Annotated in this window: 15 protein-coding genes and 1 pseudogene; 12 read left to right on the plus strand and 4 right to left on the minus strand. The window is 61.6% G+C overall.

Annotation, left to right across the window (positions count from 1 at the left end; translation table 11 throughout):
• Positions 1 to 11 precede the first annotated feature (11 nt).
• Positions 12 to 2216, minus strand: coding sequence for a 1,4-alpha-glucan branching protein GlgB (gene glgB, locus J9789_RS01870; protein WP_209341691.1), 2205 nt, complete (start codon positions 2214 to 2216; stop codon positions 12 to 14).
• A gap of 255 nt (positions 2217 to 2471) precedes the next feature.
• Positions 2472 to 3623: a D-alanyl-D-alanine carboxypeptidase family protein gene (locus J9789_RS01875; protein ID WP_209341693.1), complete on the minus strand. Its 1152-nt coding sequence runs from the start codon at positions 3621 to 3623 to the stop codon at positions 2472 to 2474.
• Positions 3624 to 3758: 135 nt separating this feature from the next.
• Between J9789_RS01875 and J9789_RS01880 the strand changes: the two genes are divergently transcribed.
• The 8 genes and pseudogenes from J9789_RS01880 to J9789_RS01915 all read left to right on the plus strand — a co-directional run bounded on the left by J9789_RS01880 (position 3759) and on the right by J9789_RS01915 (position 8214).
• The gene (locus J9789_RS01880; RefSeq protein ID WP_209341695.1) at positions 3759 to 4346 is read left to right on the plus strand and encodes a molybdenum cofactor guanylyltransferase; all 588 of its coding nucleotides are present in this window, start codon (positions 3759 to 3761) and stop codon (positions 4344 to 4346) included.
• Between the two features lie 78 nt (positions 4347 to 4424).
• The gene (locus J9789_RS01885) at positions 4425 to 5273 is read left to right on the plus strand and encodes a transporter substrate-binding domain-containing protein (protein ID WP_209341697.1); all 849 of its coding nucleotides are present in this window, start codon (positions 4425 to 4427) and stop codon (positions 5271 to 5273) included.
• A gap of 72 nt (positions 5274 to 5345) precedes the next feature.
• Complete coding sequence (locus J9789_RS01890; RefSeq protein ID WP_209341699.1) at positions 5346 to 5984, plus strand: amino acid ABC transporter permease; 639 nt, start codon at positions 5346 to 5348, stop codon at positions 5982 to 5984.
• A 13-nt stretch (positions 5985 to 5997) separates the two neighbouring features.
• On the plus strand, positions 5998 to 6783 hold the full coding sequence (locus J9789_RS01895) for an amino acid ABC transporter ATP-binding protein (protein WP_209341701.1): 786 nt from the start codon (positions 5998 to 6000) through the stop codon (positions 6781 to 6783).
• A gap of 66 nt (positions 6784 to 6849) precedes the next feature.
• A complete protein-coding gene (locus tag J9789_RS01900; protein WP_209341703.1) occupies positions 6850 to 7200 on the plus strand; it encodes a hypothetical protein in 351 nt (116 codons plus the stop codon).
• A gap of 44 nt (positions 7201 to 7244) precedes the next feature.
• Positions 7245 to 7772: pseudogene (locus J9789_RS01905) on the plus strand (peptidoglycan recognition family protein); the annotation flags it as partial.
• A 26-nt stretch (positions 7773 to 7798) separates the two neighbouring features.
• The gene (locus J9789_RS01910; RefSeq protein WP_209341705.1) at positions 7799 to 7996 is read left to right on the plus strand and encodes a hypothetical protein; all 198 of its coding nucleotides are present in this window, start codon (positions 7799 to 7801) and stop codon (positions 7994 to 7996) included.
• Positions 7997 to 8022: 26 nt separating this feature from the next.
• Positions 8023 to 8214 (plus strand): hypothetical protein, encoded by a 192-nt coding sequence (locus tag J9789_RS01915; RefSeq protein ID WP_209341712.1) that lies wholly within the window; start codon positions 8023 to 8025, stop codon positions 8212 to 8214.
• Positions 8215 to 8262: 48 nt separating this feature from the next.
• Here the strand turns inward: J9789_RS01915 and J9789_RS01920 are convergent, their stop codons facing one another.
• Positions 8263 to 9288, minus strand: coding sequence for an LCP family protein (locus J9789_RS01920; protein ID WP_348633614.1), 1026 nt, complete (start codon positions 9286 to 9288; stop codon positions 8263 to 8265).
• A 217-nt stretch (positions 9289 to 9505) separates the two neighbouring features.
• Positions 9506 to 9814: a hypothetical protein gene (locus J9789_RS01925; protein ID WP_209341715.1), complete on the minus strand. Its 309-nt coding sequence runs from the start codon at positions 9812 to 9814 to the stop codon at positions 9506 to 9508.
• Positions 9815 to 9979: 165 nt separating this feature from the next.
• On the opposite strand from J9789_RS01925, the gene J9789_RS01930 reads away from it, so the two are divergent.
• The 4 genes from J9789_RS01930 (at position 9980) to J9789_RS01945 (ending at position 14474) form a co-directional block, all read left to right on the plus strand.
• A complete protein-coding gene (locus J9789_RS01930; RefSeq protein ID WP_209341717.1) occupies positions 9980 to 11011 on the plus strand; it encodes an ABC transporter substrate-binding protein in 1032 nt (343 codons plus the stop codon).
• Positions 10986 to 11780 (plus strand): ABC transporter permease subunit, encoded by a 795-nt coding sequence (locus J9789_RS01935; protein WP_209341719.1) that lies wholly within the window; start codon positions 10986 to 10988, stop codon positions 11778 to 11780. Before J9789_RS01930 ends, J9789_RS01935 begins: the two co-directional genes overlap by 26 nt.
• Positions 11777 to 12352, plus strand: a complete 576-nt coding sequence (locus J9789_RS01940) for an ATP-binding cassette domain-containing protein (protein WP_209341720.1) — start codon at positions 11777 to 11779, stop codon at positions 12350 to 12352. Before J9789_RS01935 ends, J9789_RS01940 begins: the two co-directional genes overlap by 4 nt.
• A gap of 337 nt (positions 12353 to 12689) precedes the next feature.
• Complete coding sequence (locus tag J9789_RS01945) at positions 12690 to 14474, plus strand: LTA synthase family protein (RefSeq protein ID WP_209341721.1); 1785 nt, start codon at positions 12690 to 12692, stop codon at positions 14472 to 14474.
• Positions 14475 to 14491 lie beyond the last annotated feature (17 nt).

Raw genomic sequence — 14491 nt, forward strand, 5'->3', positions numbered from 1 at the left:
CCGGAGGGAGATCAGGGCTGCTTTTTGCCCTTTCGCACGGCGGGCTTGGGAGCGGGCTCCTTCACCGCGGGAGCGGCGGCTTTTTTCCGCACGGCGGGCTTGGGAGCGGGCTCCTTCACCGCGGGGGCGGCGGCCTTTTTCCGCACCGCGGGCTTGGGGGCGGGCTCCTTCACCGCGGGGGCGGCGGCCTTTTTCCGCACGGCGGGCTTGGATGCGGGGGCCTTCACCGCGGGAGCGGCGGCCTTCTTGCGCACGGCGGGCTTGAGGGCTTCCTCCTTGTCCGCCTTCTTTTTGCGGACGGGGAACTTGCGGGTACACTTATAAATCACCGCGCTCATGGGCGGCAGGGAAATGGTGATGGACTGCTCCCGGCCCTGGCTCTCCACGTAACGGCTGCGGACCGGGTCATGGTCACCGCCGCCCTTACCGCCAAAGTCGGGATCATCGGAGTTGAAGATGCAGGTGTAGACGCCGGGGACGGGCACGCCCACGGTGTAGCCGGTGCGGTCCACCGGGGAGAAGTTGCACACGACCACCAGAGCGTCCCCCTTGAAGTCCTTCCGCAGGAAGGCCACAGTGTTGGCCTGGTTGTCGTTGGCCTCGATCCACTCAAAGCCCTCCCAGGAGAAGTCCAGCTCCCACAGCTCGGGGTGGGCCAGATAGAAGGCGTTGGCCTGCTTGAAATACTGCTGCAGCTGGCGGTGGGGCTTTGCCCACTCCTGATCGGGGTCCAGCAGATGCCAGTCCAGAGAGTGCTCATAGTGCCACTCGTTCCACTGGCCGAATTCGCTGCCCATCATCAGCAGCTTTTTGCCGGGATGGGTGAGCATGTAGGTATAGAAGGCCCGCACACCGGCAAACTTCTCCTCATTGGTGCCGGGCATCTTGTTGATGAGAGAGCCCTTCATGTGCACCACCTCGTCGTGGGACAGGGGGAGCACAAAATTCTCCGAGAAGGCGTACATCAGGGAGAAGGTGATGTCCTTGTGGTTGAACTGACGGAAGTAGGGGTCCAGCTTGATGTAGTGGAGGATGTCGTTCATCCAGCCCATGTTCCACTTCAGGTTGAAGCCCAGGCCGCCCTCCAGGCCGCCCTCGCCCACCGGGTGGGACACCTTGGGCCAGGCGGTGGACTCCTCGGCGATCATCATCACGTCGGGGTGGTCCTTGAAGATCTGCTGGTTGAGCTCCTGGATGAAGTCAACGGCCTCCAGATTCTCGTGGCCGCCGAACATGTTGGGCACCCACTCGCCGCCCTGGCGGCCGTAGTCCAGATAGAGCATGGAGGCCACCGCGTCTACCCGCAGGCCGTCGATGTGGAACTGCTCCAGCCAGAAGAGGGCGGAGGAGAACAGGAAGGAGCGGACCTCGTGGCGGGCGTAGTCGAACACACGGGTGCCCCAGTCGGCATGCTCACCCTTGCGGGTGTCGGCATACTCGTAGCAGGGCTCACCGTCAAACTCGTACAGACCGAAGGCATCCTTGGGGAAGTGGGCGGGCACCCAGTCCAGAATCACGCCGATACCGGCCTGATGGAGCTGGTCCACCAGCCACATGAAGTCGTGGGGCGTGCCGAAGCGGCTGGTGGCGGCGAAGTAGCCGGTGCACTGATAGCCCCAGGAGGCGTCCAGAGGATGCTCGGTGATGGGGAGCAGTTCCACATGGGTGAAGCCCATCTCCTTCACGTAGGGGACCAGGTACTTGCCGATATCCCGGTAGGAGAGCATCTCGTCCTCGCCGGTGCGCCGCCAGGAACCCAGATGAACTTCATAAATATTCAAAGGTTTCTGGTAAATGGGATTCTTTTTCCGGTAGTCCATCCAGCCGTCGTCCCCCCAGCCGTAGCCGGACAGATCGTACAGCTTGGAGGCGGTGCCGGGGCGGGTTTCCGCGTGGAAGGCATAGGGGTCTGCCTTGGCCAGGACCCGGCCGGAGGTGGTGTGAACGGCAAATTTATAGCTGTCAAACTGCTTCAGGCCGGGAATAAAAGTCTCCCAGACGCCGTCGCTCAGCAGCTCCATGGGATGGTCGGAGTCGTTCCAGCCGTTGAAATCGCCCATGACGGCTACGGACCTGGCATGAGGAGCCCAGACCCGGAATACCCAGCCATCCTGCCCGTCTCGGACTTCGGGGTGAGCGCCCAGAAATTCCTGGGCCCGTACCGCGTGTCCCTGGGAGAAGTCATGGAGGATCGTATTCGGTTTGGTGGAAGCCATAGGTATCCTCTCCTTGTTGGAAACGTCCCCAGATGCGCTGGAATGGCGTAAACTGGGGGTTCTTGTCATTGGTAATAAATAAAATCCGTAATATGCGGATTTTATTTGTGTAAAGTATACAACGATATAACGAGATAGTCAAGACACGGATTACCAATCCAGATGTAAAATTTCCAGCAATATACGTAATTCCTTTTGTAAAGAACGCGCAGGGGCAGCCGTAGATTACCTGCGGCTGCCCCTGGGAAAACCATATTAACCTGCCATCAAAAGGGTGCGCATCAGGCGCAGGAAGATGCCGGGGGCGCTGAGCCGTTCCACGGCCTGGTCGGCCACGATGGGGATCTGAGCCAGGACTTGGTCACCGGCTGTAACCGTCATTTTGCCTAAAGTCTGTCCCTGCTCCACCGGCGCCTCTACGTCCTCACACAGCTCTAGCTGGGTCTCCACCTGATTGACCATGGACCGGCTCACCAGAATGCGGGTGGGCTGGGCCAGCACGGGCTGGACGGTCTCGCTCTGGCCCAGCAGCACGCTCACCGGGGGCAGGGCCTGGGACGGATAGACATCCATCAGGGTGTAGTTGGCGAAGCCGTAGTTGAGCAGGGTCTGGGCGGCGGCGGTCCGGGTGTCCTTGGTGGAGGACTTGAGGATGACGGCGATGAGCTCCATGCCGTCCCGCTCCGCTGTGGCGGACAGGCAGTAGCCCGCCGCGTCGGTGGAGCCGGTCTTCAGGCCGGTGGCGCCCTCATAGAACCGGATCAGCTTGTTGGTGTTGGCCAGCTGGAACTGGCCGTCCCGCAGGGTGTCCATCCAGATGGTGGTGTAGTCCCGGATGGAGGGGTGGTTGAGGATGAGCTCCCGGCTCATCAGGGCAATGTCGTAGGCGGAGGTCAGGTGGCCCGCTGCCGGCAGGCCGGTGCAGTTGACGAAGCAGGTGTCCTCCATGCCCAGCTGGGCGGCTCGCTCGTTCATCTTGGCTACAAAGGCTTCCTCACTGCCGCACAGGTGCTCGGCCAGGGCCACCGAGGCGTCGTTGCCCGAGGCCACCGCCACCGCCTTGAGCAGATCGTTCACCGTCATCTGCTCCCCTTCCTTTAAATACACCTGAGAGCCGCCCATGGAGGCGGCGTAGGCGGACACGGTGACCAGATCGTCTCGGGACAGATTGCCGCTGTCAATGGCCTCCATCACCAGCAGCAGGGTCATGACCTTGGTAACGCTGGCGGGTTCCAGCTTGTCGTGGGCGTTTTGCTCGTACAGAACGGTGCCCGTCTCCTTTTCCATCAGCACGGCTCCCGCCGCGTCCACGGTGGGCGCGCCGGTGGTGGATGGAGCGGCCTCGGCGGCCTGGACGGGCAGAGCCAGTAGGGTGGCGGCCAGCATGGCCGCGGCCAGTTTTTTCATCGTCTGTGACGCCTCCAATGCTCAAATGCTCTGTTGGAGAGGATATGGAGCGGAAAAGGCTTCTATACGGTTTTTGACGGGGGTAATTTTTTCTGGTACAATGGCAAAATCAATCAGAATCAAGGGGGAACGGATATGGAGCGCGCCATTGCGGTTATTTTGTCCGGGGGACAGAGCCGCCGGATGGGTCGGGACAAAGCGGGGCTGACTCTGGAGGGGCAGAGCTTTCTGGACCGCATGACGGAAGGCCTGGCCCCTCTTTTTGACCAGGTATATGTATCGGTGGACCGGCCCGGGCGCTATCCCGGCCGGCAAGAGCTGCCCGACCTGCGGCCGGGCCAGGGCCCTCTGGCAGGCCTGGAGACCGCCTTTCTGCGCACCGGGGCGGAGGAGGTGTTCCTGGCTGCCGTTGACCTGCCCTTTGCCAGCCCGGATCTGGCCCGCCGGGTGGTGGCCGCGGCGGGAGACGGGGACGCCTGCGTCATCCGGCGGCGGGACGGGGGCGCGGAGCCCCTGTTTGCCCTGTACCGCCGCAGTTGCCTGCCCGCCCTCACCGCCTGCCTGGATGAGGGCCGCCGGGCGGTGAAGGCCCTGCTGGAGCGGGTGGACTGCCGCTGGCTGGAGGAGGACGCCCTGGGTGAGATTGACCTGGAGCGGGCCCTGTGGAACATTAACACCCAGGCGGATTTCAGCCGGGCGGCGGAGCGCCGGGAAGAAAAGTGAAAATTCCTCTTTACAACAGCGCTTTAGTGTGGTAATATACGAAAGCAACCACGACATACATGGTTTGGAGGAATGTACATGAAACGCAGACTGACCGCTCTGGCCCTTGCGCTGGGCCTGACCTTTTCCCTGACCGCCTGCGGCGGCACCGCCGGTACCGCCAATACCCCTGGCGGCGGCAGCGAGAGCCCTGCCGGCAACTCCGAGACTCCCGCCGCTGAGAGCGACCTGGCCTACATCAAGGAGAAGGGCGTTCTCACTGTGGGCATGACTGACTTTGAGCCTATGGATTATAAGGATGAAAACGGCGAGTGGATCGGTTTTGACGCCGACATGGCCAAGGCCTTTGCCGAGAGCCTGGGCGTGGAGGTGGAGTTCCTGGAGATCAACTGGGACAACAAGCTGATGGAGCTGGACACCAAGGGCATCGACGTGATCTGGAACGGCATGACCATCAATGAAGAGGTGGAGGCCGGCGCCTCCGTGTCCGAGCCCTATTGCCGCAACGGCCAGGTGGTGGTGGTCCCCGCCGACAAGGCCGAGGATTATCAGACCGTGGACAGCCTCAGCGGCCTGAACTTCGCCGTGGAGAACGGCTCTGCCGGTGCGGAGCAGCTGGACCTCCTGGGCCTGAACTACGTGGCCAAGACCACCCAGGCCGACGCCCTGATGGAGGTGGCCTCCGGCGCCTCCGACGCCTGCGTCATCGACCTGCTGATGGCAGGCGCTATGATCGGCGAGGGCACCAGCTATCCCGAGCTGACCTACACCGTGCAGCTCAACGACGAGGAGTACGGCGTGGCCTTCCGCAAGGGTTCTGACCTGACCGAGGCCTTCAACAGCTTCTGGAAGGAAGCCTATGACGCCGGCACCGTGATGGAAGTGGCCACCACCTATGGTGTCCAGGAGTCCGTCATCGAGAAGTAAGATCATTCTGAGGGAACAGGCAGAGAGTTGTATGGCTCTCTGCCTTTCCCCGGTCCAAGAGAGGGAAACGATATGCTGATGTCTGTTACGCTCACCCTGCTGGAGGGGTTTGTGGTCACTCTGGAGCTCTTTCTCCTGACCCTCCTGTTTGCCCTGCCTCTGGGTCTGGTGATCTCCTTCGGCTCCATGAGCCGGTGCGCCCCCCTGCGGTGGGTGGTCAAGACCGTGGTGTGGATCATCCGGGGCACTCCTCTGATGCTCCAGATCATGGTGGTGTTCTACGGGCCGGGCCTGATGTTCGACCTGCTGCTGCTGCCCCGCTTCACCGCGGCAGTGGTGACCTTCGTCATCAACTACGCCTGCTACTTCTCCGAGATCTACCGGGGCGGCATCCAGTCGGTGCCCCGGGGCCAGCAGGAGGCCGGTCTGGTGCTGGGCATGACCCGCAGCCAGATCTTCTTCAAGGTCACCCTGCTCCAGGTCATCAAGCGCATCGTACCCCCCATGGGCAATGAGTTCATTACCCTGGTGAAGGACACCGCCCTGGTGCGGGTCATCTCGGTGTACGAGATCATCTGGATGGGCGAGTCCTACATCAAGAAGGGCATGATCTGGCCCCTGTTCTATACCGCCGTGTTCTATCTGGTGGCCAACGGCATTCTCACCCTGCTCTTCGGCTGGTTTGAGAAGAAGCTGGACTATTTCAAGTAAGGAGGCCCGCTCCATGCCTATTTTGGATGTACAACACATTGAAAAGCACTTTGGAGCCACCCGGGTGCTGGAGGATATCAGCTTTTCCCTGGAGCAGGGCCAGGCTCTGGCCATCATTGGCTCCTCCGGCTCCGGCAAGACCACTTTGCTGCGGTGCCTGAATTTCCTGGAGTCCCCCAATCAGGGCAAGATCCTGGTCAACGGCGAGACCCTCTTTGACTCGGACGACCCCGCTACCCAGCGGGAGGCCGAGGTGCGCAAAAAGCGGCTCCACTTCGGTCTGGTGTTTCAGTCCTTCAATCTCTTTCCTCAGTATACTGCCCTGGAGAACGTGACCCTGGCGCCCCGGCTGCTGGCCCAGGAACGGTCCGACTTCAAGCAGAACAAGAAGGCCATTTTAGAGGAGATCCAGGCCGAGGGCCATAGCCTGCTGGGGAAGATGGGCCTGTCCGACCGGGCGGACCACTACCCCCACCAGCTCTCCGGTGGTCAGCAGCAGCGGGTGGCCATCGCCCGTGCCCTGGCCCTGAAGCCGGACATCCTGTGCTTTGACGAGCCCACCTCCGCCCTGGACCCGGAGCTCACCGGCGAGGTGCTCAAGGTCATCCGCTCCCTGGCCGAGCAGAAGACCACCATGATCATCGTCACCCATGAGATGGCCTTTGCCCGGGATGTGGCCGACCAGGTGATCTTCATGGACGGCGGCGTCATCGTGGAGCAGGGTCCCGCCCGTCAGGTCATCGAGCAGCCCCGGGAGGAGCGTACCCGTCAGTTTTTGGCCCGCTATTCCGAGAATTGAAAAGGCTTGCAAAGCGTGGTATCATAATTTGGATACCACGCTTTTCAGCTGCAAGGAGTTGACGCCATGGACGATACCATGTTTTTGCCGGTGCTGTCCCACTTTGAAAACGACAATTTCTGGACCGCCAGCGCCGGACGGATGCGCTACCGGGTAGATCCGGTGAAAGGCGGGGAGGACAATCCCCCGTCCCTGACCGCCCAGGTGTGGGAGGGGCCGTGGCGGCTTCAGGACAGTACCGTGGAGGAGACCACGTCCTTCCCCATGACCGAGAAAGGAATTGAGGAGCTGCGCGCCTGGGCGCTGGCCTGGCAGGAGACCATCAACGCCCGCCCTCCCAGAAGCCTGAAGGAGACCCTCCAGGCCAGAGACGCCCGCCGGGCGGAACTGGAGGCGGCCAAAGCCGAGGGAGAATGACCGATGGTGTGTGATGGGCATAGGATGACCCGGAGGGGTTGCCAATGCACATCACAGAGCATATTCTTACCAACAGCGATTGCTACAAGGCCGGACGGACCATCAAGCCCAAGGGGATCATGGTCCACTCCACCGGTGTGGCCCAGCCCGACGTCAATGTCTTTCTGAAGGCCTGGGACAAACCGGGGGTAAACGCCTGCGTCCACGCCTTTGTCCATCGGGGCGGCGTCACCGAGACCCTGCCCTGGAACTGGCGGGGGTGGCACGCCGGCGGCGCGGCCAACAACACTCATATCAGTTTTGAGATCCTGGAGCCTGCCGGACACACCTATAAGGGCGGCACCATGATCGGATACGACCCGGTGAAAAACGGGCCCTATTTCCAGCAGGTATACAACACGGCGGTGGAGCTGTGCGCCTACCTGTGTGAAATCTATGGCCTGGACCCCGAGCGGGACATCATCGACCATGCGGAAGGCTGTAAGTTGGGGCTGGCCTCCAACCACAGCGATGTGGGACAGTGGTTCCCCAAGCACGGCAAGAGCATGGACACCCTCCGCGCCGACGTGAAAGCGCGGCTGAAGGGGGTGAACCGGAGATGACGCAAGAGCAGTTTGACGCCGCCCTGGCCGCCCGGGAGGGGGAGATCTCCGCCCGGACGGTGAGCGACTGGGCCAAGGTGGCCTGGAAGAAGGCGGAGGACGCGGGGATCTTTGACGGTACCGCTCCCGGCGCGCCCCTGACCCGAGAGCAGGCCGCTTTGATCCTGGAGCGGCTGGGTCTGCTGGGAAAGTGACAGGAAACAAGAGGAGGAAGTAAAAAATGACCTGGGGAACCTACTATTTCTTTTACGAATGCCCGCAGTGCGGCAAGAAGTACCGCTATGAGCTGGAGTTCGCCTCCGAGCCCGAGTTCGGCTTCTGCCCCGACTGCCACGTTATGGGCACCTTCGTGGGCGAGACCAAGGACAACAAGCAGGGCGAGGACAAATTCGTAGTCCACGAATTTGTGTAAGCCTGCACACACGCAAAAAAAGGACGCCTTCCGGCGCCCTTTTTTTGTTCAGTCATATCGCTTGGCGGTGCCGCTCTGGGTGATGTTCAACATGTCGGCGGTAATGTCGGTGGTGTAGGGGTTGAGGCCGGAGGTGTTGACGATGTCCAGCACTTTGTCGGGGTAGAGCTCATAGCACCAGCTCACGCCCTTGTACTTCACCGTGCCGTCGCCAGGCAGGGAGGTGGCGGTCACGTTGTCAAAGTTAAAGCTCAGGCCCTTGTCGGCGAAATAGGCCAGGTCGGAGACCTTCAGATCGGTCTCCACGTTCTCCATAAAGATATTATAGTAGGTGGGCAGATTCAGGGGCTGGGAGATGGCCTTCTTCAGCACTGCCATGATCAGCTCCCGCTGGGTCTTGGTGCGGCCGATGTCGGCGTCGGGGTAGGCGTCGTAAATGTTATGGGGATAGACGCCGGAGCCGTCGGAGTTCTTCCGGCAGCGTACCACCTTCAAAGCGTCGGTACCGGTGAGGTACTGCATCCCCGGCTCAAAGTGGATGTGCAGGTTCTGGGTAGGGTCGTCATAGGCCATGTGGACGGGCACATTGAAGTTGACGCCCCCCACCGCGTCCACCAGCTTCACAAAGCCCTTGGTGTTGACCTTCACATAGAAGTCGATGGGGAAGCCTACGATCTTGCGGACTTCCTCCTTCAGGGCATCGATGCCGTTGTAGGGGTACATACTGCACAGCTTATGGAAAGACTTGCCCTTGGGGGAGACGCCGTCAATCAGGGTGTCCCGGGGGATGGAGGCCATAGCGATGGTCTGATTCACCGTGTCATAGGTGGCTACGATCATGGTGTCCACGTTGCCGCTGGCCTGGTCGCTGGCGCACAGCAGGAAGGTGTAGGTGTACTCTTTCCGCTGGCGGGTGGGCGTGCCGCTGTCGGTGGGCTCCGGCGAATCGGTGGACAGTCCCGCGCTCTCCGCCGGAGGGGGTGTCTCCTCCAGGGCGATCTTTGGGGGCTGGGCCATCAGCCGGAAGGCGGTGTATCCCACCACCACCAGGGATGACAGGATCAGCAGGACCACAAACAGTACCCTGAGTGCCCGTTGGCCGGGGGTCAGACGGACTTTTTCTCTCTTTGCAAGCCTTTTGGCCACGGGAGACCACGCCTTTCTTTGGTAACATTATCAATATTATGTACGATGTACGTGATGCGATTCGAATTGACCGCATTATATCGAATTAGACGGCTGCTCACAAGATAAAGTTTCTTAAGATTTTGTTTTTTTGACAGGAATCGACCTATTCCTCCCCCACGAACCGGCTGCGGATGCTGAGGGTGGCGGCGGTGAGGGCGTTGACCGCCCCCAGCAGCTCCACCAGCAGCTGGTTCTGGCGGGTTAGCTCCTCCAGCACCCGGTCCATGGCCGGGCTGTGCTCCGGACTCTGGGCGGGCCAGGGACAGCCGTTCCAGCAGGGGATGGGATGGACGTACCGCTTCATGGCCGGCTCCTGGGACCGCGGAGGCTCCGGATGACTCTGGGCCAGGATCGCGGCCGCCCGGCGCTGGGCCTCCAGATCCCGGTTTTTCGGACAGGTGGTTTGGCTCATAGAAATACCTCCTTTATGCCCCCATCCTATGCGTTTTGGGCCCCGTCGGTCCTGCCATGGCAGAATTGGGGAAATTGCGCGTTGACATTTTCAGGGGACATGGTACACTAAACTGGATCGTATGAAGGGAAAACCCGTCGATGGTCTAGAAAGGAACGAGACACCATGAAAAAGAAACTGCTTGCACTGGGCCTGACTGTGGCCCTGGCGCTGGGCCTTGTTGCCTGCGCATCCAATACCGACAACCAGGAGAGCACCCCTCCTGCCGAGACCACCCCCGTGGTGGAGAGCGAGACCCCCACCCTGGAGGGGACCGACATCAACCTGGGCCTGCTCAACGGCCCCACCGGCATGGGCGCCGCCAAGCTGCTCTCCGACAATGACGCCGGTGAGACTGTGAACCACTACACCGTCACCATGGGCTCCGATCCCTCCACCGATATCGTGCCCAAGATGAACAGCGGTGAGCTGGACATTGCCGCCCTGCCCACCAATGTGGCCGCCAACCTGTACAACAAGACCGGCAACATCCAGCTGCTGGCCCTCAACACCCTGGGCGTGCTCCACATCCTGGAGAACGGCGACACCGTCCACTCCCTGGCCGACCTGTCCGGCAAGACCATCTATGCCATCAACCAGGGCACCAACACCGAGTTTGTGCTGGACTACCTGCTGACTCAGAACGGTCTGGACCCGGATACCGATGTGGATATCCAGTGGAAGACCAGCGAGGAGGTCACCTCTCTGATGGCCTCCGGTGAGATCGACCTGTGCATGCTCCCCGTTCCCGCCGCTACCACCGTGCTGATGCAGAACAGCGACGTGCGGGACGCCATCGACCTGAGCGACGCCTGGACCGAGTCCGGGGCCTCCGGCACCTTCACCATGGGCTGCGTGGTGGTGCGCACCGAGTTTGCCCAGGAGCATCCCGAGGCGGTTGAGGCCTTCCTCACCGAGTATGAGGCCTCCATCAACTACATCAAGGACAACCCGGAGGAGGGCGGTCAGCTCATCGAGCAGTACGGTATCGTGCCCAAGGCTGCCATTGCTACCGCCGCCATTCCTCAGGCCAACATGATCTTCACCGCCGTTGAGGACCTGAAGTCCATCTCCAGCTACTATGAGGTGCTCTTCGCCGCCGACCCCACTTCGATCGGAGGTTCCATCCCCGATGACGCCTTCTACTACATCCCGTAATTTCAAACGACATAAATTACTGCGAGCTGTCATACCCCTGGCCTTCTGGCTGGGGGTTTGGCAGCTTGCGGCCTTTTTGGTGGACCTGCGCACCAACGGCCACGGGGCCCTGCTGCTGCCCTATCCCATGTTGGTGGCCCAGCGGCTGCGGCTGCTGGCGGTCCAGCCCGCCTTCTGGCAGGCGGCAGCGGTGACCTTGGGCCGCATTTTTGGGGGCTTTGCCGTAGGCGCTGCGGTAGGTGCGTTGGTGGCGGCGGCTACCTCCGCCCTGCGGGCGGCGGACTGGGTGCTCACCCCGGCGGTCAAGGTAATAAGAGCTATCCCGGTGGCCTCCTTCATCGTGCTGGTGCTGCTGTGGGCCCCCTCCTCCGGCTGGGTGCCCGCCATCGTGTCCGGCCTGATGGTGCTGCCGGTGCTGTGGGGCAACGTCAGCAAGGGCGTAGCTCAGACCGACCCTCTGCTGCTGGAGGCCGCCCGGGCCTACCGCTTCGGCCGGGGCAAGACCCTTCGGCTGGTCTACCTGCCCTCGGTGCTGCCCTACTTTGCCAGCGGCTGCGCCACCGGCCTGGGTCTGGCCTGGAAGGCAGGGGTGGCGGCGGAGGTACTGTGCCAGCCCAAGCTGGCCATCGGCACCCAGCTGTACCGGGCCAAAATCACCCTGGAGACCCCCGACCTCTTTGCTTGGACGGCGGTGGTCATCGTGCTGAGTTTCCTGCTGGAATATGTGCTGGGCTTTCTGTTCCGGCGGCTGGGAGGGGGTAAAACATGATATCAGTCAAGGATATTACCGTCCGTTTTGAGGAAAAGACGGTGTTGGACCATTTCTCCCTGGAGCTGCCGGAGGAGGGAATCACCGCCCTGTCCGGCCCGTCGGGCTGCGGAAAGACCACCCTGCTGCGGGTGCTGGCGGGGCTCCAGCCGGTGGAGGGGGGTACGGTGACCGCCCCCAAGCCGCCGGTCATCCTCTTTCAGGAGAACCGGCTGCTGCCCTGGCGGACGGTGGAGCAGCACATCACCGACGTGCTTCCCCGGAGCCGCCGGGAGGAGGCTGGGCGCTGGCTGGCCCTGGCGGAGCTGGAGGGGGAGGAACGGACCTATCCCGCCGCCCTGTCCGGCGGCATGGGGAGGCGGCTGGCCCTGGCCCGTACCCTGGCCTGCGGCGGAGGACTCCTGCTGCTGGACGAGCCCTTCACCGGGGTGGACGCCCCACGGGCGGCGCGTATCCTGGACCGGGTGCGGCAGCTGGGGATGCCGGTGGTGCTCTCCAGCCACGAGGCGGAGGTGGTGGCCCTGTGCGACCGGGTGATCGAACTGTCCGGTCCGCCTCTGCACCAGACCTGACAGAATATTCAGATTGCCTTCAGAGTTGGGAAGGTTTTGTGAATTCAGGCGAAAGCGCGTTGCGCTTTCGCCTTTTTGTGATAAAATGGGAAACATACATTTTTGGTAAAGGCAGCGTAAAGATATGAGTCATCCCATTGAAACCAAGGAACATCCGGAAGTGCCGGAGTCTGTCGAGACTGGGGAGCCGTTGGAAGCCCCGGAACCCATAGAGGAGAAACCGCCGGAAAGGGGGGGTTGCGCAAGGAAATTCAGATACCGAAAGTTCCGCGGAAGGCGCCTGCGGCCCAAATGGCCCAGGCTGCCCCTGTCGCCCCGGCAGTACTGGTGGGTCACCATGGTGCTGCTCATCGTGGTGCCCCTCATCTCCTTCACCATGGTGGAGTACCTCAACTACAACGACCCCTGGCACAGCTTCAGCACCGTCCAGATCGCCCTCAACCTGATGTGGTACTACCTGGCCGAACTGGTGTTTTACTTTTTGCGGGGACGGCGCAGCGGCGCCATCAAGCTGGGCCTGATCGTTACCTGGGGTTTTGGCTTTGCCAACCACTACCTCATCGCCTTCCGGGGCCGCACCCTGTTTCCCGGGGACTTTCTCTGCCTGGGGACCGCTGTCAATGTGGCGGGCAACTATGATTACCGCCTGTCCCAGCGGCAGTTTATTACCCTCCTCGTTGTGGTAGCCATCTTCCTGCTGATGAAATTCCTGCCCAAAGAACCCCGGAAGAAGTTTTCCTGGAAGGTATTCCTCCCCTCAGCGGGGCTGGCTGCCGCCTTCCTGGCGGTGTTCTTCGGCACCAGCATGGTGGAGCGGCTGGGCATCGAGCCCTCCATGTGGACCACCCGGGGCAACGGCCTGTTCCTCAACTTTACCGTGTGCATGAAGTACATGCGGGTGGAAAAACCGGACACCTACTCGGAGGAGACCCTGAACGCTCTGGGCGGGGAGAACATCAGCGACGATGTGTCGGTGAGTGTGGTGGACCCGGACGGCACCACCCGGCCGGTAAATGTCATCGTCATCATGAACGAGTCCTTCTCCGACCTGTCCGTGCTGCCGGGAGTGGAGACCAACATGGACGCCATGCCCTTCCTCCGCTCCCTCACCGAGAACACCATCAAGGGCTACGCCTATTCCTCCGTGTTCGGCGGTACCACCGCCAATTCGGAGTATGAGTTCCTCACCGGCAACACCACCGCCTTCCTGCCCGCCGGCACGGTGCCCTATCAGATGTATGTCTCCGACGGGGACCCCACTCTGGTGGGTCAGATGTCCGCTCTGGGCTACCATACCATTGCGGCCCACCCCTACCGCTCCTCCGGCTGGAACCGCCCCTCGGTGTACAAGAATTTCGGTTTTGACGAGGTGTACTTCGAGAGCGACTTCCAGGACCGCACCTATATGCGGGGGGATGAAAAGACGGGCTACGTCACCGACCAGAGCGACTACGAGAATCTGATCCGACTCTATGAGGAGAAGGAGGAGGGGGAGCCCCTGTTCCTCTTCAACGTCACCATGCAGAACCACAGCGGCTACCAGATGTCCTGGGAGAACCTGCCCCGGGAGGTGTGGCTCACCGGGGAGCTGGAGGGGAAGTTCCAGACGGTGAACCAGTACTTATCCCTCATCTATCAGAGTGACCAGGCCCTGGAGTATCTCATCAACTACTTCTCCCAGGTGGAGGAGCCCACCATGATCCTCCTCTTTGGGGACCATCAGCCCCAGGTGGCTACCAACTTCTACACTGACGTACTGGGGGAGGACCCGGACACCGAACTGGCCCAGAAGAAGCAGATGGTGCCCTTTGCCCTGTGGGCCAATTACGACATCCCGGAGGCGGAGGGGGTGGAGCTCTCCCTCAACTACCTGTCCACCCTGCTGATGGAGACCGCCAATCTGCCTCTCACCGGCTACCAGAAGTTCCTGTCCGAGCTCCAGGAGGTGGCCCCGGTCATCAACACCGTGGGCATCCGGGACGCCCAGGGCAACTGGTACGGGGAGAATGAGACCCTGCCTGCCGACCTGGACGCCGCCATTGAGGAATACAAGGTGCTGCTGTACAACAACATCTTTGATAAGTCCAACCGGCTGGAAGACTTCTTTTCCCTGATCCAATAACAAAACGCGCCCCCGGA

It is taken from the genome of Flavonifractor sp. AGMB03687 (assembly GCF_017811815.1).
Lineage (GTDB): Bacteria > Bacillota > Clostridia > Oscillospirales > Oscillospiraceae > Flavonifractor.

Coding starts and splice junctions, on each gene's coding strand:
- glgB (WP_209341691.1), bottom strand. CDS start 2,216: ATGGCTTCCACCAAACCGAATACGATCCTCCATGACTTCTCCCAGGGA.
- J9789_RS01875 (WP_209341693.1), bottom strand. CDS start 3,623: ATGAAAAAACTGGCCGCGGCCATGCTGGCCGCCACCCTACTGGCTCTG.
- J9789_RS01880 (WP_209341695.1), top strand. CDS start 3,759: ATGGAGCGCGCCATTGCGGTTATTTTGTCCGGGGGACAGAGCCGCCGG.
- J9789_RS01885 (WP_209341697.1), top strand. CDS start 4,425: ATGAAACGCAGACTGACCGCTCTGGCCCTTGCGCTGGGCCTGACCTTT.
- J9789_RS01890 (WP_209341699.1), top strand. CDS start 5,346: ATGCTGATGTCTGTTACGCTCACCCTGCTGGAGGGGTTTGTGGTCACT.
- J9789_RS01895 (WP_209341701.1), top strand. CDS start 5,998: ATGCCTATTTTGGATGTACAACACATTGAAAAGCACTTTGGAGCCACC.
- J9789_RS01900 (WP_209341703.1), top strand. CDS start 6,850: ATGGACGATACCATGTTTTTGCCGGTGCTGTCCCACTTTGAAAACGAC.
- J9789_RS01910 (WP_209341705.1), top strand. CDS start 7,799: ATGACGCAAGAGCAGTTTGACGCCGCCCTGGCCGCCCGGGAGGGGGAG.
- J9789_RS01915 (WP_209341712.1), top strand. CDS start 8,023: ATGACCTGGGGAACCTACTATTTCTTTTACGAATGCCCGCAGTGCGGC.
- J9789_RS01925 (WP_209341715.1), bottom strand. CDS start 9,814: ATGAGCCAAACCACCTGTCCGAAAAACCGGGATCTGGAGGCCCAGCGC.
- J9789_RS01930 (WP_209341717.1), top strand. CDS start 9,980: ATGAAAAAGAAACTGCTTGCACTGGGCCTGACTGTGGCCCTGGCGCTG.
- J9789_RS01935 (WP_209341719.1), top strand. CDS start 10,986: ATGACGCCTTCTACTACATCCCGTAATTTCAAACGACATAAATTACTG.
- J9789_RS01940 (WP_209341720.1), top strand. CDS start 11,777: ATGATATCAGTCAAGGATATTACCGTCCGTTTTGAGGAAAAGACGGTG.
- J9789_RS01945 (WP_209341721.1), top strand. CDS start 12,690: ATGGTGCTGCTCATCGTGGTGCCCCTCATCTCCTTCACCATGGTGGAG.